Origin of the sequence: Geobacillus sp. FSL W8-0026 (assembly GCF_037966255.1) — a bacterium.
GTDB classification, from domain to species: Bacteria; Bacillota; Bacilli; order Bacillales; family Anoxybacillaceae; genus Geobacillus; species Geobacillus icigianus.
The window spans coordinates 2,609,199-2,631,698 of sequence record NZ_CP150194.1; the positions used below are offsets into that span (position 1 = coordinate 2,609,199).

The following is a 22,500-nucleotide window of genomic DNA, read 5'->3' on the forward strand; positions in this document are numbered from 1 at the left end:
ATAAGAAGAGGCGTCATTCGTTTATGGCGCTCTTCTTATCTCTCAGCGTTTCCGCTGCAAGAATTAGCACCGTGCTTGAATGTACCAAGCCGGTTGCCGGGCTTCATTGGGCTCGTCCCTCCGCCTGCTCTTGATAAGAATGCTTGCGTAACTATACACTTGTCAAACGATTTTGGCAAGTATGGCAAATTTACTTTGAATTATGACAGCCTTTGCCGCCGTTGTCAATCATTTTTTTCAAAACAGCCCGAGCCGTCCGATCCGCTCCGCCGCTTCACAGAGCCGCGCCTCATCGGTCAATAGGCCGACGCGCACATACCCTTCGCCGTGCTCGCCAAAGCCGATGCCCGGAGCGACAGCGACATGCGCCTGCTCAAGGAGCACATCGGCAAACTCGGCGGACGACCACCCTTTCGGTACGGGGAGCCAAGCGAAAAACGAACCGGACGGCGCCGGTGCTTCCCAGCCGATCTCGCGCAAAGCAGAAATGAACGTATGGCGGCGCGCTTCATACAGCGCGACAAGCTCGTTGACGCAATCTTGCGGGCCGAGAAGCGCTGCAGCCGCCGCTTCCTGGACGGCGCCGAACAGGCTGACGTACAAATGATCTTGCAGCAGCTCAGGCGCCCGAATGATCCGCTCGTTGCCGACGGCAAACGCGACGCGCCAGCCGGCCATATTGTACGTTTTCGAAAACGTGTAAATCTCGACGCCGACGTCTTTCGCCCCGTCAACTTCGAGGAAGCTGACCGGCTTTTTGCCGTCAAAACCGATCGCCCCGTAAGCAAAATCGTGCACGACGGCGATACCGTGCTTGGCGGCGAACGCCACCGTCTCGGCGAAAAACTCGTTCGTCGCCGTCGCACCGGTCGGGTTGTTCGGATAGTTTAAAAACATCAGTTTCGCCTGATCGGCGACCGCCGCCGGAATGGCGCTGTAATCGGGCAAAAATTGCTGCTCGGCGACAAGCGGCATCATTTCCATCCGCGCGCGGGCGAGCGCGATTCCCGACCAGTAATCCGGATAGCCCGGGTCGGGGACGAGCACCACATCGCCCGGGTTGACGAGGCAAAGCGGCAGCTCGACAAGCCCGGCCTTGCCGCCAAACAAAATGGCGACTTCGCGGGTCGGGTCGACCTCAACTCCATACTCGCGCGCATAAAAGGCGGCAACGGCTTCTTTCAAAAACGAGTAGCCTTGAAACGGCGAATATTTATGGTACTTCGGATTGGCCGCCGCCCGCTGCATCGCCTCAACGATATGCTTCGGCGTCGGCTGGTCCGGATTGCCTTGCCCTAAATTAATGACATCATGCCCGGCCTTGATTTTCTCTCCCACTTTGGCGACAAGCGAAGCAAAAAACTGCTTCGGCAGCTGTTCAAGCAGTTCGGAAAAAGGAAATTCGATCGTCATCGCCCACACCTTCTTGAAAAATTCTTGAAATTCTAGTGCAACATCATATATCGTAAAAAGCAAAATGTAAAGCAAATTTTTTCATTGGGGTGAAAAACAATGACCATCCGCATCGCTTGCCTCCAGCTCGATATCGCGTTTGGCGATCCGCAAACGAACGAACAGCAAGCCGAAACAGCCGTGCAATCCGCCGCCAACGAAGGAGCCGATATCGTCGTGCTTCCGGAACTATGGACGACCGGCTATGACTTGACGCGCTTGGACGAAATTGCTGATGACGATGCCGGGCGGGCGAAAGCGTTCGCCTCCCGCCTGGCGCAAACATACGGCGTCCATTTCGTCGCCGGCTCAGTCGCCAAAAAAACCGCTGCCGGTGTGACGAACACGATGATCGTCGCCGACCGAAGCGGCCAAATCGTCAGTGAATATAGCAAACTTCATCTGTTCCAGCTGATGGATGAGCATTTGTATTTGCAGCCGGGAAACGCGCCAGGCTTATTTTCGCTTGACGGGCTGTCGTGCGCCGGAGTCATTTGCTATGACATCCGCTTTCCAGAGTGGATTCGCGTCCATGCTTTAGCCGGAGCGGAAGCGCTGTTTGTCGTCGCCGAATGGCCGCTTCCTCGCCTTCACCATTGGCGGACGCTGCTGATGGCGCGAGCGATTGAAAATCAATGCTACGTCATCGCCTGCAATCGGGCCGGAAGCGACCCGAACAACGACTTTGCCGGCCATTCGCTCGTCATCGACCCGTGGGGCGAAATCATCGCCGAGGCCGATGAAAAGCCGGGTGTTCTTCTGGCGGACATCGACCCGGCGCTCGTTAAACAGGTGCGTGCGCGCATCCCGGTGTTTGCCGACCGCCGGCCGCGCGATTACGACGAGGCGGCAAAAAAATTTTTCAAAACGTATTGACAATCCGCCTGCCCAACCTGTATGATTCGAATCAAGCAACCAAACGATTGTTAACATCGCGAAAATTGCAAAAACTCAATAGCTAGACCGGTACTCTTATCAAGAGTTGGCTGAGGGAATTGGCCCAATGAAGCCCAGCAACCGACCGTAATGCTATCGTGAGATAGGGCGCACGCCAAGGGCGGCGCCGGAAGCGACCCGCTTCCGCAGGGCACGGTGCTAAGTCCAACAGAAAGACCGCTGTCTTTCTGAAAGATAAGAGGCGCGAAGACTAACAATCTTCAAGCCTCTTTCCGTATGCGAAAGAGGCTTTTTCATTTGCCAAAACGTAAAGGGGGAACGTGAAAATGACGATTGTCCAATCAGCTGTTTACGAACCGCTCACCGAACAAAAAGCGACCGCCCTCGCCGTCCGCCTCGGCTTGTTCCGCGACGGGGCGCCACTTGCCTGCCGTGAGATCGGCGACGGAAACTTGAACCTTGTTTTCCATATCGTCGACCAAGAAACAAAGCAAGGCGTCATCATCAAACAAGCGCTGCCGTACGCGAAAGTCGTCGGGGAAAGCTGGCCGCTTACGTTAAAGCGCGCCGTCATTGAAAGCAACGCGCTGCGCACGTTTGCCAGCTATGTGCCGCAATACGTCCCAAAAGTCTATTATTCCGACGAATCGCTCGCCATCACGGTGATGGAAGATTTGTCCCGCCTGCAAATCGCGCGCAAAGGGCTGATCGAAGGGAAAACGTACCCGCTGTTGTCCCGGCATATCGGCGAATTCATCGCCAAAACGGCGTTTTACACGTCTGATTTCGGCATGAACCAACAAGAGAAAAAGAAGTTGGCGCAAAACTTCGTCAATCCGGAACTGTGCAAAATTACGGAAGACCTTGTCTTTACCGATCCGTTTTTCGACCATGACACGAACAACTTTGAGGACGAATTGCGCCCGGACGTTGAAGCGCTTTGGCAAGATGACCGTCTTCATCTTGAAACAGCCAAGCTGAAGCGCAAGTTTTTGACTGAAGCGGATGTACTGCTGCACGGAGACTTACACACTGGCAGCATTTTCGCCAGCGACGACGAAACGAAAGTGATCGACCCGGAATTCGCCTTTTACGGCCCGATCGGGTTTGACCTTGGCCAATTTTTCGCCAACTTGCTGTTAAATGCGTTGTCCCGTCCTGAAGCGGAGCGTCAACCGCTCTTTGTTCACATCGACTCAACATGGAAGGTGTTTACGTCCATTTTCGCTGAGCTGTGGCAGACGGAAAGCGTCGAAACGTACGCCGCGACGCCCGGACTGCTTGATGAGGTGCTGCGGCAAGCGTTCATTGACGCCGTCGGTTTTGCCGGCTGCGAAGTCATTCGCCGGACGATCGGCCTCGCCCATGTGGCGGATCTCGACGGCATTGAACAAAAAGCCGAACGGCTCGCCGCGAAACGGCACGCGCTCCGTCTCGGCCGCCGCCTGATCGTTGAGCGCGCTGAACTGGCGGGAACGGACGGCTTCCGCCGCCTGTTTATCGAAACGGAACGATGACACCCTCTGCCCGGGCCGGCCGTCCAACGCCAGCTTGGGCCAATCGATCAACCGAGAAAGGAAGACGACGATGAACTCATTTGCCATCCCGCGCTCTGTCGAATGGCGCGAGACGCATATCACGATTTTAAACCAACAAAAACTGCCATCGGTCACCGAATACATCGACTTGCATACGCTCGAAGACGTGCATGAGGCGATCGCGACGTTGAAAGTGCGCGGGGCGCCGGCGATCGGCATCACGGCCGCCTATGGCTTGGCGCTCGCCGCCTCGCGCTATGAAACCGAAGCGGTGGACGAATTTCAGCGCCGCTTGCAACAAGACCGCGACTACTTAGCGAGCGCGCGCCCGACGGCCGTCAACTTGTTTTGGGCGCTCGATCGGCTCGTCGCCGCCGCCAACAGCGCCGCTTCCGTCAACGAAGCGAAAACATCGCTCATTCACGAAGCGATCCGCATCCAAATCGAAGATGAGGATGTGTGCCGCCGCATCGGCGAATACGCCTTGACCCTTTTCCGCCCGGGCGACCGGGTGATGACGATTTGCAACGCCGGTTCGATCGCCACCGCCCGCTACGGAACGGCGCTTGCTCCGTTTTATTTGGCGAAAGAAAAAGGAATCGAGCTGTCCGTCTACGCCCTTGAGACACGTCCCGTTTTGCAAGGGGCGCGCCTGACCACATGGGAACTCATGCAGGCGGGCGTCGATGTGACGCTCATCACCGACAACATGGCGGCGCAAACGATCAAGGCGAAACATATTAACGCCATCATCGTCGGCGCCGACCGGATCGCGCGAAACGGCGACACGGCGAACAAAATCGGCACGTTCGGCCTCGCTTTGCTCGCTCAATCGTTCGGCATTCCGTTTTACGTCGCCGCGCCGCTGTCTACGATCGACATCAAGACAAAAACAGGGGCGGACATCCCGATTGAAGAGCGCCATCCGGACGAAGTGACCCATCTCGCCGGCGTGCGCATCGCCCCGGAAGGCGTCAACGTGTACAACCCGGCGTTTGACGTGACACCAAACGAACTCATTACCGCCATCATTACCGAAAAAGGCATCGTCCGCGGCCATTACGAAACGGCGCTGCCATCGTTATTCGCAAAGGAGGAGCAGTATGAAACGATTTAAAGCCTTATCACCTCTTTTTCTTCTTTTCTTTACGGTGTTTTCCATCTTAACCGGCTGCACGAACGAGCAAGATGCCATGAGCGCCAAGCCGGCCAACGAAACGAAACAAACGAACAACAACGACGCCACATCGTCCAACAGCTCCACCGCCGCGAGCAGCGAGCAGGCGGCCATTCCGGAAAAACTGAAAAAGCCGGTGAAAATCGCCGCCATTATGCAACTGTCGATCGGCACATTCTCCTCGCAATACATCGCCGGCGTGAAAGAACAAGTGCAAAAATTCGGCGGCGAAGTGCAAATTTACAACGCCGACAACGATTTGACAAAGATGGCATCGTATGTTGAAACGGCCATTACACAAAACGTCGACGCGATTTTGCTTGACCACGGCCGCGCCGATGCGCTCGAAGGTCCGGTAAAAAAAGCCGTCGCCAAAGGCATTCCGGTTGTGGCGTTTGACAACGATTTGAACATTCCCGGCGTCACCGTCATCGACCAAGACGACTATAGCCTCGCTTGGAAAACGTTAAAGACGCTCGCCGAAGATTTAAACGGCGAGGGCAACATCGTCACGATTTGGGTCGGCGGCTTTACTCCGATGGAACGGCGCCATGTCATTTATGAGGCGTTCAAAAAACGCTACCCGAACATTAAGGAAATCGCCAAGTTCGGCACAGCGAGCGCCAACACCGCGCTAGACACGCAAACGCAAATGGAAGCGATTTTGAAAAAATACCCGAACAAAGGCGACATTGACGCCGTCTTCGCCACATGGGACGAGTTCGCCAAAGGGGCGACGCGCGCCATCGAACAAGCCGGGCGCACGGAAATTAAAGTGTATGGCATCGATTTGAGCGATGAAGATTTGCAAATGATCCAAAAACCGAACAGCCCGTGGGTGGCGACGACGGCGACGGATCCGGCGGAAGTCGGCCGCGTGCAAGTTCGCTTTGCCTACCAAAAAATTGCTGGTGAAAAAACGCCGAACATTTACTCGCTCGAGCCGCATTTAGTGAAACGGTCCGACCTGCCGGACAAACAAGTATCAATGAGCGATCTCTCGCAATACATCCCGGGCTGGGGGCAATCGAACGTCGCCATCTCGCCGTGGATGAAAACGTTGGAAGCTCAGGTGAACAAAAAATGAACGGGTTGTCAATGCGGGGCATGGAAAAATCGTTTGGCGCCGTGCGCGTGCTTGACGGCGTGGACTTCGACGTTCGTCCGGGCGAAGTCCACGCCCTTTTAGGCATGAACGGCGCCGGCAAAAGCACGCTGATGAACATGTTGGCCGGCGCCATTTCGCCTGATGCCGGCACGATCGCAATCGACGGCGCCCCATGCGCGTTTTCCTCGCCGTTTGACGCGAAACGAGCCGGCATCGGCTTTGTCGTGCAAGAAGTCGACACAGCGCTGTTTCCTGGTTTGTCAGTGTACGAAAACATCGCCGCCGATGAACTCGCTCGCGCCACGCAGCGGCCGATCCGCTCGCTGCGCCAAGAAAAAGAGCGGGCCGCCGCTCTCCTTCGCCGCGTCGGCCTTTCCATCCCGCCGACGAAGCTCGTGCGCGACTGTTCGCTCCACGAAAAGCAGCTGATCGTGCTCGCGAAAGTGCTGTCATCCGACGCCCGCTACATCATTTTGGACGAACCGACCGCGGCGCTGAGCGAGGCGGAAACGAAGCGGCTGTTTGCCATCATTCATGAGCTGAAACAGCAAGGCGTTGGCTTTATTTATATTTCTCATAAGCTGAAAGAAGTGCAAGAAATCGCCGACCGGCTGACGATTTTGCGCGACGGCCGCGTCGTCTATCACGGCGCCGCCGGCAGCCTGTCGCTTGAAGACATCGTCCTGCATATGACCGGGACAAAGCGAAGAACGTCTGCCAACCAGGCGCGCACGTACGGGGGCGACATCGCCTTTGCCGCCCGCGGAATCACGATTGACAAAACCGGCACGACCATCGACCTATACGCCCATCGCGGGGAAATTGTCGGCATCGCCGGCTTGGTCGGCGCCGGCAAGACGGAGCTTGCTGAAAGCTTGATCGCCCATCGAAAAACGGCGGGCGAATGGGAAATCGAGGGGCGGCGCTATGTATTCTCGTCACCTTATGAAGCCATCGCCGCCGGCGTTTGCCTTATCCCCGAAGAGCGGCGCAAACAAGGGCTGTTTTTGCCCGAATCGGTGCGGGCGAACATCACCGTGCGCCTTCTTTCCCGCCTAGCGCGCTGGCAATGGATCAAGCGGGCACAAGAAGCGGAAGCCGCCAATGCTCTCGTGCGCTCGCTCGGCATTCATCCGCCGTCAAGCGCCACGGCTGTCCGCCATTTGAGCGGCGGCAACCAGCAAAAAGTCGTGATCGGCAAATGGCTAAACACGAACGCGCGCGTCTTTTTGTTCGACGAGCCGACGAAAGGGATCGATGTTCACGCGAAGCAGGACGTGTTTGCCATCATCCGCTCCCTTGCCGATGAAGGAAAAACGGTGCTGTACTTTTCCAGTGAATGTCAAGAGCTGCTTGACATTTGCGACACCATCTACGTGATGGTCGACGGTCGGCTGCTCGCCCGCCTGCCGGCCGCTGAACTCACGTACGAGCAGCTTGTTTATTATTGCAGCGGAGGTGAAATCGATGAACCAGCCGGCCGTTTCCGCGACGCCGTCGAAAAAAACGGCACCGTCTATTCTTGAGTTTTTGTATAAACACGGGACATTGCTCGCCATTCTGGCCGTGATCGCCTATTTTGGCATCACGCAAGACCGGTTTTTCACGTATGAAAACTTCAGCGACATTTTGCGTTCGATTTCGATCGTGACGCTCGTGGCGATCGGGATTACGTTTTCGCTCATCGTTGACGGCTTCGATTTATCGGTCGGGTCAACGGTCAGCCTTGCGACGATCGCCAGCGCGGCGGCGCTTGTTCTGTATCGCCAAGAAATTTTCGTCACCTTGCTCGTGCCGCTGTTGCTCGGCGTCGCCGTCGGACTGCTCAACTCGCTCTTGATCGTCAAATTCAAATTGCCGGATTTGCTTGCGACATTGGCGACGATGTACGCCATCAACGGGGTACAGCTCACCTATACGAAAGGATTTTCGATTTATAACGATATGCCGCTGCCAGACGGCGGCACGGCGCCGGGCAAATTCATCCCTTCCTTTCTATTTATCGGCCAAGGAGAGCTGTTCGGCGTGCCGTTTTCCGTTTTGCTGATGCTGTTTGTCGTTATAGCTGCCCATTTGTTTTTGACATACACCAAACCGGGACGCCTCTTTTATTTGACGGGGGAAAACCGGGAAGCGGCAAGGCTGTCGGGGATTCCGGTGAACCGTTACCGGACGTACGCGTACGTCATTAGCGGTTTTTTCGCCGCCCTTGGCGGCATCGTCCTCGCTTCACGCATCGGCACCGGGCAAGTGTCCGCCGGCGCCTCGTTTTTGATGGACGGCGTCGCCGCCGCCTACATCGGCTTTTCCGTCTTTGGCGCCGGCAAGCCGAACGTCATCGGCACGTTGTTCGGCTCGATTTTGATGGGGGTGTTGTTGAACGGCTTGACGATGGCCAACGTTCCGTACTACGCCCAAGACATTATAAAAGGCGCCATTTTAGTCGGCGCCCTCGCGTTGTCGCATTGGCAAAAAAAATAACGCCCGATCCCGCCCCTGTGGACTCAAGTCCTAGGGGCGGCGTTTTTTTGCACCTTTGCCCCTATTTGTGGCGCCGCTCGAGCGCCAACAGCTTCTCCTTCACATCGGTGCGGCTTCCGGCATAGCCGGTCAAGGCGCCGTTTTTGCCGATCACGCGATGGCACGGAACGATGATCGCCAGTTCATTCGCCCGGTTCGCCTGTCCGACGGCGCGCACCGCTTTCGGCCGGCCGATTTGCGCGGCAATATCGGCGTAGGTCGCCGTTTCGCCGTACGGAATGCGGCAGAGCGCCTTCCACACGTCTTGTTGAAAAGCCGTGCCTTGCCACCGCAGCGGCAAATCGAACGCTTGACGGCGGCCTTGAAAATATTCATCCAACTGCGCAAGCGCGCGTTCCAAAAGCGGCGACCGGCTTTCCACCACCGGATGCCTGCTCGCAAACGCGCGCCATTCCTCCGAAAACAGCTCAACTTTCACAATCGCCTCACCGTCAGAAGCGATGTACATATCGCCGAGCAGCGCTGAACGGTATACCGCATAGTCAATCGTCATCGTCGTCCTCTCTTTCCGTTCGCTCGATCGGCAGCGTAATATGGAACGTCGTGCCGACGCCGACCTCGCTTTCCACGTCAATTTTCCCTTGGTGTTCTTCGATAATTTTATAGCTGACCATCAAGCCGAGCCCGGTGCCGCGCTCTTTTGTCGTATAAAACGGCTCGCCGAGCTTTTTAATTTTATCTTTCGGGATGCCGCACCCTTGGTCGGTGATCGAGATGCGCACATGGCAACCGGCGCGGGCGATGCGCACCGTAATGTCCCCGCCTTTTGGCATCACTTCAATGGCGTTTTTCAAAATATTAATGAACACTTGCTTCAGCTGGTTCGGCTCGCAATATACCGGCGGCAGCGCGCGCTCGAAATCGGCAATGATTTGCACGTTATGCATCATCGCTTGGGCGCTGATCAAATCGATCGTATCTTGCATAATTTTGCAAATGTCGTTTTGCTTGTATTGCACCGCCTGCGGTTTCGCCAGAACGAGAAACTCGGTAATGATCGACTCAATCCGCTTCAACTCCGACATAATAACATTAAAATACATCGAATAGTCGCCGTCAATGCTTCCTTGCAGCAGCTGGATAAACCCTTTTAACGCCGTCATCGGGTTGCGGATTTCATGGGCGATGCCCGCAGCCAGCTCGCCGACGACATTGAGCGTATCCGATTTGCGCAGCTGCAGCTCCATCTCTTTCCGTTCCGTCACGTCGCGGAGCATCATCATCCCGACGCCGGGAATCACTTCTTTTTTCAACGAAAATTCGACCATTCTTCCTTTCCACTCATCGGAAAACTCCACTTCTCCACTCGCCTCACCGGCTCGCTCGCATTGAGCAAGCAGCTTGTTCAGCTGGCGGCGCGCCCGATCTGGAACGCACTCTCCCACGGTTCGGCCGAGCAGCTGTTCTTTGGCAGCGGCAAAGATGTCGCAGGCGATCGGATTGGCGTCAATGATGCGATGCTCCCGATCCCAGAGCAAAATGCCGTCCATCGCATGGTCGAAAATGCTGCGGAACTTTTGCTCGCTTTCGCGCAGCTCGCGTTCGATTTTGCGCCGCTCGCTCACATTGCGAAAAATGGTCAAATGATAGCCGTCGATCGCCCCTTTTTTCATCGTAAACTCGAGCTGTTTATCCTCACCGTTCGGCATATGGAACGTCAATTCATCGCGAATTTCTCCTTTGCGGCGAAATTCGCTAAAAATGCGCTTCACCTTTTCCTCTCCATAGTCGACAAAATCCAATAAATTGCGGCGCACAAGCAAGTTCAACGGCAGCTCGAACGTGCGGCTCGCCGCTGGGTTGGCGTTCAATATGTAGCCAAAGTCGTCCCAAATGAGAATCGCTTCGTGCGCCTGCTCAAAAATGGCCCGGAATCGTTCTTCGCTTTTTTGCAGCTTGACCTCCATATTTTTCCGCTCCGTCACATCGCGCATAATGGCCATGTAAAATCCGCTGTACACGTTCGACGTCGCCGTCAGCTCGAACATTTTCACCGTGCCATCGGGGCGAATGAGCGACAGCTCGCCCTTGGCTGTCCCTTTTTCTTTCATCTCCGCCAGCAAACGAGCGAACTCCTCGGCGCACTCGCGGGCGACAAACTGCTGGAACGATAAGTTTAGCAACTTGTCTTTTTCCAAATTCAAACTCAGCGAAAACGCCGGATTCACGTCAATAAAGCGGCCGAACTCATCAAAAATGACGATGCTGTCGACCGCGCGGTTAAAGACGTCGCGAAACAAAAACTCGTGAATGATCCGCTCGCGCTCAAGCGCCTTATGGGCCGAAACATCGCGCATCATGACGAGGTCAAATTCGTCGAACACATCTTTTTTCATAGAAAATTCAACATGCTTGACCTTGCCGTCCGGCAGCTTGATGAGCAATTCATCGCTAAACGAACCGAACTTTTGCAGCATCGAGCGCTGAAACAGCAAAATATCGGGCGGCACGAGTTCTAAAAAGGAAGAGAAGGAACGGCCGACGAGCGAAAACTTATCCATTTCAAACAGCTTGCACGCCGCTTCGTTCACATCGACAAATTCGCCGTTTTTATTTAAAATGACAATGGCATCAAGCGACCGCTCGAAAATGATTGAATAGCTGTTTAACCGCTCCTTCAAACGTCGATTTTCTTCTTCAAGCAGCCGCACGTCCGGCGATGCATGTTGCTCTTCCCGGGGAGAAAGGCTTTTGGCCATATCGATCTCTCCTTGTCTATTCAAACCATATCAACTACATGTATATTCGCTGTGGAAAAATTTACTCCTCCCTTTATTTACGAAGATTTTGCAAAAATCTTTTCTTCAATGTTCGACAAGTTTTTTCTTCTTTTTCATTTGGCGAAACTGCGCTATAATGAAAGGTTAGTACGAATGGAAAAAGGGGTTTTCATTTCGATGAACATTATTTGCACGACCTTAAACGCCAAATACATTCATATGAATCTCGCCATCCGCTATTTGAAAGCATACGCCCAACCAGAGTTTGACGTCAAGCTCGTTGAATATACGATCAAAGATCCGGCCATGAACATCGTCGCCGACTTGTACCAGCGCCGGCCCGATGTCGTCGGCTTTAGCTGCTACATTTGGAACATTGAAGAAACGATCAAAGTCGTAAAAATGATAAAAAAAGCGGCGCCGAATCTGATCATTGTCGCCGGCGGACCCGAAGTGTCCTATGATGTGCGCGAGTGGATGGAGCGGGTGCCGGAATTGGACTTTATCGTGATTGGCGAAGGGGAAGAAACGTTTAAACAGCTGCTGTTCGCCCTAAACGGCGGCGGGGACGTAAGCAATATCGCCGGGCTGGCGTTTCGGGACGGAGACCGCATCGTCGTCAATCCACAGCGGAATAAAATTCGCTTGGCGGACATGCCGTCACCGTTTCGCTTTCCAGAAGACATCCCCCATCTTCCCAACCGGATCGTTTATATCGAAACGAGCCGCGGCTGCCCGTTCAGCTGCCAGTTTTGCCTGTCATCCATTGAGGTCGGCGTCCGCTATTTTGACCGCGAAAAAATCAAAGACGACTTGCGCTATTTGATGCAGCACGGGGCGCGGACGATCAAGTTCGTCGACCGGACGTTCAACATCAGCCGCAGCTACGCGATGGACATGTTTCGCTTTTTAATTGACGAGCATGTGCCGGGGACGGTGTTTCAGTTTGAAATTACCGCCGACATCATGCGCCCGGAGGTGATCGAGTTTTTAAACAACGAAGCGCCCCCTGGGCTGTTCCGCTTTGAGATCGGCGTTCAATCAACGAACGATGAGGTGAACCGCCTGATCATGCGCAAGCAAAACTTCGCCAAGTTGTCGCGGACGGTGACGATGATTAAGGAAGGTGGGAAAATTGCCCAGCACTTAGATTTGATCGCCGGCCTGCCGGAAGAAGATTACGACTCGTTCCGGAAGACGTTCAATGACGTGTTCGCTCTTCGTCCCGAAGAGCTGCAGCTCGGGTTTTTGAAATTGCTGCGCGGCACCGGGCTGCGCCTGCGCGCCCTTGAATACGGCTACGTATATATGGATCATGCGCCGTACGAAATACTGAGCAACAACGTTCTTTCCTTTGAGGACGTGATTCGCATCAAGCAAGTGGAAGACGTGCTCGAGAAGTATTGGAACGCCCATCGGATGGATGAAACGATTGAATATTTAGTCACCGACGTCTTCTCGTCGCCGTTTGACTTTTTCCAACAGTTTGGGACGTATTGGGATGAACGCGGCTGGGCGCGCATCGGCCACCAGTTAGAAGACTTGTTCCGCCGCCTCCATGAGTTTTTGCGCACCTCTGCGCCAGACGCTTTGCCGATCGCCGAATCGCTCATGAAATACGACTACTTGCGCAACCAAAATTATAAGCCGCGCAAACCGTGGTGGGACGAAAAAACGGAGAAAACGGCGCGCGCGGCCGTCTACCGGGCGCTGCTGGAGCGCCCCGAGGCGCTCGGAGCGGATTTTGCCGCCCTTGGGCTCGGGGAAAAAGAACTGTTTAAACATACGGTCGTTGAAATCGTGCCGGTGGATGTCGGCCGCTACACGGCCAAAAAACAGCTTTCGTTCACGCCAACCGCCATCGTCGCCTACTTCGCCCCGTCCGGCGCCGGTGCGACGCTGTTTTCCGCGCCGCTTTCAGCGTTGTCGGTTTCTTCGGCATCGGCGTAGACGGAAAGCTTTTTGTCATGGCCGGCCGCTCAAGATATCCAACTCACATTTCGCACCCTCTCGACAAAAATCGGGAGGCTTTTTTTATCTTCCTGTCGAATAAAACCTTGAAACACAAGGAAAGCAAAGGAGTTTGCCCATCATGGACGTTTGAATTCGGGCCATTATTATGAAAGTTCTTATTTGAATAGAATAAGCACCGTGTTCAAAGATCTTGACCTTCCTCAGTTGATGGATCATCTCGTTCCCGTGAATTCGCAATGCCAAACTCGAGCCAGCGATATCGTCAAACTAATCATTCTGGATATCTTGAGCGGCCCCGGCAAGCGCTCGTTCATTGGGAACAATGGGTGCATGACATCGATTGGCCGAAGCGGATTCGGCCAGGGCTGGAGCCGTCTTGGTTCAACGACGATGCCATCGCGCGTCATTGGGATCGACGGTATGAGGCGAATCTCCATCAAGTCCTTTCGTCTTGCCTCGTGTAGATCGACAAGAAAGAAAGCCTCTCTCTGTTGGCCTTGGCCATTTCCCGCGCCGGGCGTCCGTTCATCACCCCGGAACGCCCATGAAAGGGCGCGGGGGGCCGGAAACTGACCCGCCCGACCGGGCAGGCGATTTTTCAATTGTTCCGGTATGTGAACGTCGTCCTACTAGAGCTGCCGGATGGGCGCATCCAACGCGCGTTAGGGAAACCGCTCACCCCTGATCAGCGAAGGATCCTGCAAGGATTGGGCATGGATGAGAGCATTGACGTGTGACGTCATACGCAACGACTAGCGATGGTAAAAAAGGATTGCCATCGCTCGTTGTGTTGGTCGAAATGGTATTCTGAAAAACGAAATAAAACATCCTTTCTTTCTACCCTGTTAAGGTGCGAAAGGTGAGTTAAAGATTATTCCTGAGTCAAGTAATTAAAATGTTTATCAGTGATATATGTTAAATCAATGTCAAAATTCATCTTATCTAAGATAGGTTTAATATACTCTACTAAATGTGTGCCAACCTCAAAATGATGAGGGAATTTACTAATATAGAAAGAGTTATTATTATCACAATTTGGCTTATGTTCAACTAACCCTTCGATTACCTCAGCAATTTGGTTCACAATATTTTCTTCTAATTCTTTTTCTGAAATTATTACCGTGTGGATATAATTCTCCGCGCCTTCAAATGAATCCTCATCCTCTATTTCCTTTAAAATAGGAAAATCATCTAAAACACTAGGTCTCCTATAATCTAAAATCAATAGCATACAGACAGTTTCATTATCTTGATTATCTAAACGAAACAACTCTAAGTCTCGCAATTTCAACATTCTTACCAATTTGAACATTAATATCACCTCTTTAACTTTGAATTCCCTTTTTCAATGCTATCTTTTCAAAGTAATGAAACATAATTAATCCGATTATAAAATATACTAAAGAATTTAAAAAAACTATACTTAAATGAACTATCTAAGTTGCAATAAAGAATTTCCGATTGAGTTAGTCAAGACTTTGTGGAGAACATTTTTTCGGTCTACTACGGGCGTTGTCAATCACCGGTTGGTAGACCATTTTTATGAATTGTTATCGTAAGCGCTTTCGGACTCTCATCCCTCATCTTGAGATGGTTTTTTCTATCCATTTTTTTACATCCATCCACCGTCCCGAAGCGCCGACAATGCTTGGTAGATCGTCGTCCCCGATGACCGCTGAAGACACGGGATGTTCTGGCGCATCACCTCCGCCAACAACCACCCTGCCTTCCGTTTGGCCTGTTTGATCCGCTCCTGCTTCGGCGGGGCCGAGGCTGCCCTCTGGGGCTCTTCCTCCTCCAACTGCCCCGTTCTCCACCCGATTCCGTCGATTTAGGCCACCATCGCCTTCAGTAACGCCCAAAGTCCTTGGTCCTTCCAGCTGCGGCGGGATTTCACCCGGTACGCGAACCGGCTCATCACATCTCGGCGTGGCCCAAAGGTAAAATAGGAAAGTCGTATGCCTATGAAATCCGGCGTTTTTTTCTAGGGGGCCACATCGTGAACTCCTTGATATCACAGCATTTTGGCCATTTTCGTTTGCCTAAAATGACCACAAAATTGTCGAACTCGGGCCTTACGCCCGGAGTGTTGTCAGTGCTTTTCTTTTCCATTGAGCACCCGCTTACCGACTCCTTCCGTCAGCACATGCGGATGTTCCCGATTCTGGATGATCAACGGCGGGCTCGTTTCCGTGAATCGATGAAGCCGCGTCTCACCATCGCTGCTGTTTCGCCACATTCGATTCATTCGCAAATGGGAGCTGCCCATTCATGGCACGAAAAAAGAACGCCGCTTCCGGCGTCCCTTCTGTTTTCGCTTGCCTGCTGTGAAAGCGGCTGGCAGACAGCCCTCTCACCGCGGTGGGTCTTTCTTTTTTGTTTCCTTCCTCTTCGCCCGTTTTTGCTCTTCCATCAGCCAAATAGGTTGATGAGCGGCAAAATCGCCCCATTCAAACGCCATTTCTTCATTTCGTTGGACAGGCCGCTCCTTCTGATCGTTATCCATCGCCGCCTCCTTGGCGCCCTTTTTTCGAATTGCGGTTCGCGCCGCGAATCATGTCTTCTTCGCCGGCGTATTGCGCGGCAAATTCCGTATCCGGCAGGCTCTCGGTCGGCGTTTTATTGTTGTTTTTCGCCGCGTCGAATTTCACTTTTCGTTTCATCATCGTTTCATCTCCCCTTCATCTATCGTTTTCCGTTGATAAGCGACAAGCACAATTTCTTCCCCCGTCTCTTCGCGCAGCCGCTGTTCCAACTGCTGGAGCTGGCGAAGCGTCCCGTCATGAAGACGGGCAACCGGGAACGCGATGTCAGCCACCTTGATCCTCCTTCCGCTTTTTTCTTATCGTGCCTCGGCCATACATCGATTATGCACCGTCATGGCTTCAACACGACGGCAAGCGCAGCCGCCCCCCATCCTCGCCTTATCCTCTTTCCTGCCTGCCTCGGCCACCGCATCGTCCATTCCATGGCGTTGATCCCTTTCCTCGCAGCGTAGGTATTTCACCTATATGATGCTCGTTTTTTCAACGCCTATGCCGCATGAAAAAAAGGCTGTACCAAGGTCAGGAAGACCTTGGTACAGCCTTATCAAAGCCCTTTCTTCCGTTCTCAACGCGCACACAGAAACAAACCCATCTTTATTTCCCGCCCGTAAACGAAATCCCTTTTATAAAATAACGATTGAAAAACGCATGAATGATCAATACCGGCAAAGTAAACACCATGGAGGCGGCCATGATGTAGTTCCAATAACTGATGTATTGTCCTTTGAAGCTGTTCAGGCCAAGCGGCAGCGTAAACAATTGCGGATCCGACAAAATAATGAGCGGGCGCATGAAATCGTTCCACGAACCCATGAAGACGAAAATGGCCTGAGCCGCCAGCGCCGGGCGGGCGAGCGGCAGGACGATCCGGAAAAAGGTTCCGAACCGACCAAGGCCGTCAAGCTCCGCCGCTTCTTCCAACTCTCTTGGAAAGTTAATGAAAAATTGCCTCATCATGAAAATAAACGTCGCGTTTATCATCGTCGGCACAATCATGCCTTGATACGAGTTCAACCACCCGAGCTGTTTCAAAATCAAATAGTTCGGAATCATTGTCACTTGAGCTGGAACCATTAAGACGGCCAAAATGATCAAAAACAGCGGTTTTCTCCCGGGAAATTGCAGCCGTGCGAGCGCATAGCCAGCCATCGAGTTAAACAATAAGTTCAGCACCGTAACGACGACCGCAATCACTACGCTGTTCAAGAGCCAACGCGGAAACAGCTCCTGTTCCACAAAAATTTGCTTGTAGTTCTCAAGCGTGAAGTGGTTGGGAATCAACGAAATCGTACCGCTGACCATTTCCTCAAGGGTTTTGAAGGAAGAGGATAGGGCCCATAAAAAAGGAATGAGCGTAATGACCGCATAAATCACAAGCACCGCATACAGCAAGGCTTTTCCGATCCGTGTTTTTTTCCTCATTCGTCCTCAACTCCTTAATAGAGGGACTCCTCTTTCGATAACTTTCGTTGCAGCATTGTCGCCACGAGAATGACGATGGCTAACGCAAATGCTAACGCGGCCGCATATCCCATCGTCCCTAACGTTTTAAACGCGTATTGATAAATGAGAAGCACTACGGTTAACGTCGAGTTGTTCGGCCCGCCAGAACCGGCCGAGAAAATGTACGATTGGTCGAATAACTGGAATGTTCCAATTAACCCCATAATCACGACAAACGACGTCACTGGGCGCAAATAAGGGACGGTAATGTGCCAAAACTTCTGCCAAGCATTGGCCCCATCTAATTCCGCAGCTTCGTACAAGGAATCAGGAATATCTTGCAATGCCGCCAAGTAAATAACCATAAAATACGGAGCCGTCGACCATATATTCATGATCATGATCGCGTTCAAAGCAACGTCTGGATCGCCTAGCCAATTGTAAGTCGGCAGTCCAACCGCTTCAAGCACATGGTTAATGAAGCCGTTTTGGTTGTACATCCACATAAAAATAAGGGTCAGCACGGCAGAGGACGTTAATGTTGGCAAAAAGTAAACGATGCGGAAAAACTTTTCTCCTTTTAACCCTGCGTTTAAAGTAGCCGCCAATACAAGAGCCAAAACGGTCTGACAAGGAACGACAATGACGACGTATTTCACGGTGTTCCACAACGCGATTTTTGCCCGAGTATCATGCGCCATGCGCGCAAAGTTATCAAACCCTACAAACTCAAAAGATGCCGTTCCTAACAGCTGCACTTTATGAAATGCTAAAAAAACGGCAAATACGATCGGACCGATGATGAATAAAGTTTGCAACGACTTTTTTCATCATCTTGCCTCCCTTTCATTCCCACCTATACCCAAGCAACGGTTTGCTTATACTAATGATGCCACATCGAAACATGACGAAGGAGGCAAAAAAGAATGGCACGTGGAAGCAACAAACTGCTTGTTCCAGGCATTGAACAAGCATTGGAACAAATGAAATACGAGATCGCCCAAGAGTTTGGCGTACAGCTTGGGGCTGGCACTGTTTCGCGCGCCAACGGCTCTGTCGGCGGAGAAATAACGAAACGGCTCATCGCTCAGGCGCAAAGCGAGCTGACGGGCCGAAGAACGGAATAAAGCCGAGCGCAATCACTCGGCTTTTTTTGTGTTGCCATCCGTTGCTTTCGTCTTTCGGTCGGTCTCGTTTGGAGCGAGCGAACCGCGTGTAGGGTTGCCTTTTCCCTCCCCGGCCCGTTTGTTTTCATCATGACCGCCCGGCCGCAGAGGACGGGCGTTCTCATTGTTTTTCCCTTTGGGGGACATTTTGTCTGCAGGGGACGGTTTTGAAGGGGGATCAGCGTTTTTCCGCTGATGCGGCGGCTGTTGTTCGTTTTTCTGCCCCTTCGGTTGTTTTGGCTCATCATGATGTTTCTTCGTTGACGCCGGCGGCTTCGTGGACGACGGCGACGGTTCGTTTCCTTTTTTCCCTTCCTTCTCTTTGCCGTTTGGCGAATGGGAGGGCGATGGCGGGACGGGTTTTCCTTTTTTCTCGATTTGCAGCAGCTTTCCTGTTGTCATTCCCCGTTTGACGGCTCGATTGCGCACTTCCATCGTGCTCTGTTTCGTTGTGACGACAATCTGTTCATCGGCTACCGCTTGCCGGATTTCCGCGAGCTCGGCCGACAGCTTCCGTTCCGAAGAGAGGTCTCGTTCGGTTTCCACCGTCGTAATCAGCACCTCACCGCCCGCTCTTAAATACCCTTTTTGTTCACTCAAAGCAATAATTTGTTTCGCCACCGTTGAAAACGGTTCGCTTTTCCATGCTGAAAGCGCCGCGAGCACGTCGCTCCCTTCTTCATTATAGGCTTTGAGCGTCAATACGCGCAGCTCATCATCCACTCCGGCTTCAATGCTCGGGTTGATGTCGATCGACATATACGCGTACACCGTATCGGCGGGCCGCTGTATCCAAGTGGCCACCAAGAGTGCGGCAGCGATGACGGCGCTCACAAGAGCGTATCGAAAGGAGCGGCGCCGAAACGGAAACGATGAATGGACCGGTCGCGCCTCAATTTCTTCCCCTATTTCGTACTCTCGTTCTTTTTTCAGCTGTACGAATTCTCCTTCCGGCGTCAGCACCGTGACGAACTCTTCGTCCCATTCGAGCACAATCCCCTTTTTCATGATGAAAGCACCCCTTTTATATAGTCCTTTAAGTAAAGATAATCACCCGCCAAAATGACCGCGACCGCAATAATGTATTTTCTGTTTCTCTCGATGGTTTTGCGGCTGACGGATGCCATTGTTTCGAGCTGTTTGATGGGCAATTGCTTTTTCTGAAACAAGAGGGCAAGCCATTCCTCGTTTTCAACTAACAACTGGGCGACACGAACGGCGTTGAGACGGGCATCCTTATGTTTCGGTGACTGTTCAACCAGATCATGGAAATCAATACCGAACTGTTTTAGCACCTGCCGGTAGTAAATGATTTCTTCGCGCCGCTGCTGCTGCTCGATCTGCTTGTAAAACTCATCAATGGAGAGTTTGGCATCCAAATACGTCTGGGCCGCCTGTTCGCTGTCCTCGCCGTCCTCAACGTGCCAGACCGATTCGCGCATTCGCGCCTCTTTCCGAATGTAATCGATCAACCGCCGCTTAATGAGCAGCTCAGCGAAGGAGAGAAACGAGCCGCCCTTGTGCGGCGCATATTTTTCGATCGCCTCATTGAACGCAATCAACCCGATGCTCGCCTCATCATCTTCCTCACGGATGAACCGCTTGCAGACGCTCGAGGCAGTTTTGGCGATAAACGGCTTGTATTGCTGGATCAAGTCATTGCGCAGCGCTTCATTCCCTTGCTGGATCTCTGCCACCGTCCGTTCAAGCGTTCTCTCTCTCTTTTTCAATAATGTGCCAAACATCGATTTCACCCCGCTTAAATGAAACGGACTGACGCTCTTCTTTACACTATTCGTACATCGTAACGGAAATGTGGCCGTCGTTCAAGAGAAAGGTGTCACAACCGGGGAACTCGTTTAGAAGGTTGGTGATTTAGTGTAAAATACTGCTGATTCCATCCGTTTCTCAATGAGAGAAGCCTTGCAAAATCAGCTTTCTTTTCTGAATGAAAATGCCGCCGATTCGTGTGTGACAGCGGTTTCCCCCCCCTTTAGAAACGACGGCTGAAACATCACCGGTTCGCTCGCTGGGTAAAAATCAGGAATGGAAAAATCATCCTTAAGGTGTAATGCCGCTGATTGGCTCGTGGCAGCTGTGTTTCACCGACCTGCTTGAGGAATGTGGCCGGCCCCGGTGTTCCCGCCCCGTTTCCAAGCCCATTTGCCCAACCTCTGTCCGTTTTTCCCCTGCTCAGCCGTCCGAAGCAAAAAAAGAGGTTGTCCAAACGACACCGTTTGGATCAACCTCTCTTCTTTTGACAATCGTCAGCCGACTTTCTCTTTTTTGGCACCCGCCTGATTGAGCGCGCTGTGCCTCCGGCCGTAGACAAAGTAAATCGCTAAGCCAATCAGCAGCCACGAGACAAAGCCCATCCATGTCATCGGCGGAAGCTGAAGCACTAAATAACCGCAGAACAAGACGGCTAAAATCGGAACGACCGGGACGAACGGAACGCGGAAAGCCCGTTTTAAATCAGGCTGGGTCTTGCGCAATACCAACACACCGATGGAAACGGTAATGAAGGCAAAGAGCGTGCCGATATTCGTCAGTTCGGCCAATTTGTTGAGCGGGATGACGCCGGCAAACACCGCTACAGCCGCTCCAGTCAGCCACGTATTGACATACGGCACTTGGCGCGTTGGGCTGATGCGGGCAAACACGTTCGGCAGCAACCCGTCGCGGCTGATGGCGTAGAAAAGGCGCGTCTGTCCGTACATCATCACGAGAAGCACCGTCGTAATGCCGGCGATCGCTCCGAGCGAAATAAAACCAGCGACCCAGTCTTGGTGAATATAGTTCAACGCAAACGCCACCGGGTTTTTGACATTGAGCTGTTCATACGGAACAATGCCTGTCAACACGAGCGAAACAGCGATGTACAACAAAGTGCACACAAGCAGTGAGACGATGATGCCGATCGGCATATCGCGCTGCGGATTGCGCACTTCTTCCGCCGCCGTCGACACCGCGTCAAAGCCGATGTAAGCGAAAAATACCGTCGCCGCGCCGGTCGCGACACCCGAGAAGCCATACGGCATAAACGGCGTCCAGTTTTCCGGCTTGACATACCAAACACCGACAGCTAAAAAGAGGAGCACGACCGCAACTTTGATCGTCACGATGATGGCGTTGAAACGGGCCGATTTTTTCGCTCCCAAATTCAGCAGGAAAGCAATCAGCAACACGATCAAAACGGCTGGCAAATCAACGAACGTTCCTTTTGCCGGATCATACGCACTCGTCAGCGCTTTTGGCAACTCAATGCCAAACCCGGCAAGCAGGCCTTGGAAATAACCGGACCAGCCAACGGCAACCGCCGATGAAGAGACGCCGTACTCCAAAATCAAATCCCATCCTAAAATCCAGGCGAACAGTTCGCCGAACGTCGCATAGCTGTACGTATACGCGCTTCCGGACACCGGCACCGTCGAAGCGAACTCCGCGTAACAAAGCGCCGCGAACACACACGCTAACCCCGACAAAATAAACGAAAGAACAAGCGCCGGACCGGCATGTTCCGCCGCCGCCACCCCGGTCAGGACGAAAATGCCCGTCCCGATGATGGCGCCGATGCCAAGCATTGTCAAATCGAACGCCCCTAACTCCTTGCGCAGCGAGGCTCCTTTCGCCGCCGATTCATTGATCAGCAAGTGAATCGGTTTTTTACGAAACAAACTCATAGATGTCTCCCCTTGTCGTTTTTTGTAGAAATTTGTTGAAATTTATCGAAACAAGTACAGTTAGCATTGTACATGATGATGGTTTTTTTGTAAAGTGCGAAAATAAGAAAAACAGCAAAAAATTTTTTCCGTTTGGCGCGCCAAAGCAAAAAAATTTTTTTCGTTATCGATTGAATAAAAACAATTTACAAATTTTTCAGTCAATTATATAATGAACATGTGACAAATTTGTGACAAGAAAGGAGGACAGTCTTT

23 protein-coding genes, 1 pseudogene and 2 riboswitches are annotated in these 22,500 nt (G+C 52.6%); of the genes and pseudogenes, 10 read left to right on the plus strand and 14 right to left on the minus strand.

The window, feature by feature from the left end; translation table 11 throughout:
* Positions 1-32 precede the first annotated feature (32 nt).
* Positions 33-140: riboswitch (SAM riboswitch) on the minus strand.
* A gap of 97 nt (positions 141-237) precedes the next feature.
* Entirely contained in the window at positions 238-1,413 is a 1,176-nt protein-coding gene (locus tag NST29_RS13035; RefSeq protein WP_339232231.1) for a pyridoxal phosphate-dependent aminotransferase, read from the minus strand.
* 99 nt (positions 1,414-1,512) lie between these two features.
* Between NST29_RS13035 and NST29_RS13040 the strand changes: the two genes are divergently transcribed.
* The 6 genes from NST29_RS13040 to NST29_RS13065 all read left to right on the plus strand — a co-directional run bounded on the left by NST29_RS13040 (position 1,513) and on the right by NST29_RS13065 (position 8,653).
* Complete coding sequence (locus tag NST29_RS13040) at positions 1,513-2,328, plus strand: carbon-nitrogen family hydrolase (RefSeq protein WP_033017638.1); 816 nt, start codon at positions 1,513-1,515, stop codon at positions 2,326-2,328.
* Between the two features lie 93 nt (positions 2,329-2,421).
* A riboswitch (SAM riboswitch) is annotated at positions 2,422-2,590 on the plus strand.
* 85 nt (positions 2,591-2,675) lie between these two features.
* On the plus strand, positions 2,676-3,866 hold the full coding sequence (gene mtnK / locus NST29_RS13045) for an S-methyl-5-thioribose kinase (protein WP_339232232.1): 1,191 nt from the start codon (positions 2,676-2,678) through the stop codon (positions 3,864-3,866).
* A 70-nt stretch (positions 3,867-3,936) separates the two neighbouring features.
* A complete protein-coding gene (gene mtnA / locus NST29_RS13050; protein WP_033017636.1) occupies positions 3,937-5,004 on the plus strand; it encodes an S-methyl-5-thioribose-1-phosphate isomerase in 1,068 nt (355 codons plus the stop codon).
* Positions 4,991-6,151, plus strand: coding sequence for a sugar ABC transporter substrate-binding protein (locus NST29_RS13055; protein WP_033017635.1), 1,161 nt, complete (start codon positions 4,991-4,993; stop codon positions 6,149-6,151). The genes mtnA and NST29_RS13055 overlap by 14 nt, the downstream gene beginning before the upstream one ends.
* A complete protein-coding gene (locus NST29_RS13060) occupies positions 6,148-7,698 on the plus strand; it encodes a sugar ABC transporter ATP-binding protein (RefSeq protein ID WP_033017634.1) in 1,551 nt (516 codons plus the stop codon). Before NST29_RS13055 ends, NST29_RS13060 begins: the two co-directional genes overlap by 4 nt.
* A complete protein-coding gene (locus NST29_RS13065; protein WP_033017633.1) occupies positions 7,640-8,653 on the plus strand; it encodes an ABC transporter permease in 1,014 nt (337 codons plus the stop codon). The genes NST29_RS13060 and NST29_RS13065 overlap by 59 nt, the downstream gene beginning before the upstream one ends.
* Positions 8,654-8,714: 61 nt before the next feature.
* On the opposite strand, the gene NST29_RS13070 is transcribed toward NST29_RS13065, so the two are convergent.
* Together NST29_RS13070 and NST29_RS13075 are read right to left on the minus strand one after the other, a co-directional pair.
* Positions 8,715-9,206: a methylated-DNA--[protein]-cysteine S-methyltransferase gene (locus NST29_RS13070; protein WP_033017632.1), complete on the minus strand. Its 492-nt coding sequence runs from the start codon at positions 9,204-9,206 to the stop codon at positions 8,715-8,717.
* Entirely contained in the window at positions 9,196-11,412 is a 2,217-nt protein-coding gene (locus tag NST29_RS13075; RefSeq protein WP_033017631.1) for a PAS domain-containing sensor histidine kinase, read from the minus strand. The genes NST29_RS13070 and NST29_RS13075 overlap by 11 nt, the downstream gene beginning before the upstream one ends.
* A 198-nt stretch (positions 11,413-11,610) precedes the next feature.
* Between NST29_RS13075 and NST29_RS13080 the strand changes: the two genes are divergently transcribed.
* From NST29_RS13080 to NST29_RS13090, 3 genes are all read left to right on the plus strand, one after another.
* A complete protein-coding gene (locus NST29_RS13080) occupies positions 11,611-13,383 on the plus strand; it encodes a B12-binding domain-containing radical SAM protein (protein WP_033017699.1) in 1,773 nt (590 codons plus the stop codon).
* A gap of 260 nt (positions 13,384-13,643) precedes the next feature.
* The gene (locus tag NST29_RS13085; protein WP_339232235.1) at positions 13,644-13,871 is read left to right on the plus strand and encodes a DUF4277 domain-containing protein; all 228 of its coding nucleotides are present in this window, start codon (positions 13,644-13,646) and stop codon (positions 13,869-13,871) included.
* A gap of 138 nt (positions 13,872-14,009) precedes the next feature.
* Positions 14,010-14,144 carry a hypothetical protein gene (locus tag NST29_RS13090; RefSeq protein WP_255358713.1) on the plus strand — a complete coding sequence of 45 codons (135 nt, stop codon included), beginning with the start codon at positions 14,010-14,012 and terminating at the stop codon, positions 14,142-14,144.
* 134 nt (positions 14,145-14,278) lie between these two features.
* On the opposite strand, the gene NST29_RS13095 is transcribed toward NST29_RS13090, so the two are convergent.
* The 8 genes and pseudogenes from NST29_RS13095 to NST29_RS13130 all read right to left on the minus strand — a co-directional run bounded on the left by NST29_RS13095 (position 14,279) and on the right by NST29_RS13130 (position 18,214).
* On the minus strand, positions 14,279-14,719 hold the full coding sequence (locus NST29_RS13095; RefSeq protein ID WP_235597990.1) for a hypothetical protein: 441 nt from the start codon (positions 14,717-14,719) through the stop codon (positions 14,279-14,281).
* 300 nt (positions 14,720-15,019) lie between these two features.
* Positions 15,020-15,354 (minus strand): annotated as a pseudogene (locus tag NST29_RS13100) (UPF0236 family protein); the annotation flags it as partial.
* 145 nt (positions 15,355-15,499) lie between these two features.
* Positions 15,500-15,655 carry a hypothetical protein gene (locus NST29_RS13105; RefSeq protein WP_160331370.1) on the minus strand — a complete coding sequence of 52 codons (156 nt, stop codon included), beginning with the start codon at positions 15,653-15,655 and terminating at the stop codon, positions 15,500-15,502.
* Positions 15,656-15,760: 105 nt separating this feature from the next.
* The gene (locus NST29_RS13110; RefSeq protein ID WP_165570907.1) at positions 15,761-15,913 is read right to left on the minus strand and encodes a hypothetical protein; all 153 of its coding nucleotides are present in this window, start codon (positions 15,911-15,913) and stop codon (positions 15,761-15,763) included.
* Positions 15,906-16,073, minus strand: a complete 168-nt coding sequence (locus NST29_RS13115) for a hypothetical protein (RefSeq protein ID WP_011230441.1) — start codon at positions 16,071-16,073, stop codon at positions 15,906-15,908. The genes NST29_RS13110 and NST29_RS13115 overlap by 8 nt, the downstream gene beginning before the upstream one ends.
* Positions 16,070-16,225 (minus strand): hypothetical protein, encoded by a 156-nt coding sequence (locus NST29_RS13120; RefSeq protein ID WP_165570906.1) that lies wholly within the window; start codon positions 16,223-16,225, stop codon positions 16,070-16,072. The genes NST29_RS13115 and NST29_RS13120 overlap by 4 nt, the downstream gene beginning before the upstream one ends.
* A 322-nt stretch (positions 16,226-16,547) precedes the next feature.
* The gene (locus NST29_RS13125) at positions 16,548-17,375 is read right to left on the minus strand and encodes a carbohydrate ABC transporter permease (protein ID WP_033018462.1); all 828 of its coding nucleotides are present in this window, start codon (positions 17,373-17,375) and stop codon (positions 16,548-16,550) included.
* Positions 17,376-17,389: 14 nt separating this feature from the next.
* Positions 17,390-18,214, minus strand: coding sequence for a sugar ABC transporter permease (locus NST29_RS13130; RefSeq protein ID WP_051985051.1), 825 nt, complete (start codon positions 18,212-18,214; stop codon positions 17,390-17,392).
* A gap of 108 nt (positions 18,215-18,322) precedes the next feature.
* Between NST29_RS13130 and NST29_RS13135 the strand changes: the two genes are divergently transcribed.
* Positions 18,323-18,523, plus strand: a complete 201-nt coding sequence (locus tag NST29_RS13135) for an alpha/beta-type small acid-soluble spore protein (RefSeq protein ID WP_033018461.1) — start codon at positions 18,323-18,325, stop codon at positions 18,521-18,523.
* A gap of 12 nt (positions 18,524-18,535) precedes the next feature.
* On the opposite strand, the gene NST29_RS13140 is transcribed toward NST29_RS13135, so the two are convergent.
* The 3 genes from NST29_RS13140 to NST29_RS13150 form a co-directional block, all read right to left on the minus strand.
* The gene (locus tag NST29_RS13140) at positions 18,536-19,570 is read right to left on the minus strand and encodes an anti-sigma factor domain-containing protein (RefSeq protein ID WP_033018460.1); all 1,035 of its coding nucleotides are present in this window, start codon (positions 19,568-19,570) and stop codon (positions 18,536-18,538) included.
* Positions 19,567-20,307, minus strand: coding sequence for an RNA polymerase sigma factor SigI (gene sigI, locus NST29_RS13145; protein WP_033018459.1), 741 nt, complete (start codon positions 20,305-20,307; stop codon positions 19,567-19,569). Before sigI ends, NST29_RS13140 begins: the two co-directional genes overlap by 4 nt.
* A 522-nt stretch (positions 20,308-20,829) precedes the next feature.
* Positions 20,830-22,245, minus strand: coding sequence for an amino acid permease (locus tag NST29_RS13150; RefSeq protein ID WP_033018458.1), 1,416 nt, complete (start codon positions 22,243-22,245; stop codon positions 20,830-20,832).
* Positions 22,246-22,500 lie beyond the last annotated feature (255 nt).

Coding starts and splice junctions, on each gene's coding strand:
- NST29_RS13135 (WP_033018461.1), top strand. CDS start 18,323: ATGGCACGTGGAAGCAACAAACTGCTTGTTCCAGGCATTGAACAAGCA.
- NST29_RS13060 (WP_033017634.1), top strand. CDS start 6,148: ATGAACGGGTTGTCAATGCGGGGCATGGAAAAATCGTTTGGCGCCGTG.
- NST29_RS13125 (WP_033018462.1), bottom strand. CDS start 17,375: ATGAGGAAAAAAACACGGATCGGAAAAGCCTTGCTGTATGCGGTGCTT.
- mtnA (WP_033017636.1), top strand. CDS start 3,937: ATGAACTCATTTGCCATCCCGCGCTCTGTCGAATGGCGCGAGACGCAT.
- NST29_RS13070 (WP_033017632.1), bottom strand. CDS start 9,206: ATGACGATTGACTATGCGGTATACCGTTCAGCGCTGCTCGGCGATATG.
- NST29_RS13150 (WP_033018458.1), bottom strand. CDS start 22,245: ATGAGTTTGTTTCGTAAAAAACCGATTCACTTGCTGATCAATGAATCG.
- NST29_RS13110 (WP_165570907.1), bottom strand. CDS start 15,913: ATGGATAACGATCAGAAGGAGCGGCCTGTCCAACGAAATGAAGAAATG.
- sigI (WP_033018459.1), bottom strand. CDS start 20,307: ATGTTTGGCACATTATTGAAAAAGAGAGAGAGAACGCTTGAACGGACG.
- NST29_RS13080 (WP_033017699.1), top strand. CDS start 11,611: ATGAACATTATTTGCACGACCTTAAACGCCAAATACATTCATATGAAT.
- NST29_RS13055 (WP_033017635.1), top strand. CDS start 4,991: ATGAAACGATTTAAAGCCTTATCACCTCTTTTTCTTCTTTTCTTTACG.
- NST29_RS13075 (WP_033017631.1), bottom strand. CDS start 11,412: ATGGCCAAAAGCCTTTCTCCCCGGGAAGAGCAACATGCATCGCCGGAC.
- NST29_RS13085 (WP_339232235.1), top strand. CDS start 13,644: ATGCCAAACTCGAGCCAGCGATATCGTCAAACTAATCATTCTGGATAT.
- mtnK (WP_339232232.1), top strand. CDS start 2,676: ATGACGATTGTCCAATCAGCTGTTTACGAACCGCTCACCGAACAAAAA.
- NST29_RS13040 (WP_033017638.1), top strand. CDS start 1,513: ATGACCATCCGCATCGCTTGCCTCCAGCTCGATATCGCGTTTGGCGAT.
- NST29_RS13115 (WP_011230441.1), bottom strand. CDS start 16,073: ATGATGAAACGAAAAGTGAAATTCGACGCGGCGAAAAACAACAATAAA.
- NST29_RS13065 (WP_033017633.1), top strand. CDS start 7,640: ATGAACCAGCCGGCCGTTTCCGCGACGCCGTCGAAAAAAACGGCACCG.
- NST29_RS13105 (WP_160331370.1), bottom strand. CDS start 15,655: ATGAATCGAATGTGGCGAAACAGCAGCGATGGTGAGACGCGGCTTCAT.
- NST29_RS13095 (WP_235597990.1), bottom strand. CDS start 14,719: ATGTTCAAATTGGTAAGAATGTTGAAATTGCGAGACTTAGAGTTGTTT.
- NST29_RS13035 (WP_339232231.1), bottom strand. CDS start 1,413: ATGACGATCGAATTTCCTTTTTCCGAACTGCTTGAACAGCTGCCGAAG.
- NST29_RS13140 (WP_033018460.1), bottom strand. CDS start 19,570: ATGAAAAAGGGGATTGTGCTCGAATGGGACGAAGAGTTCGTCACGGTG.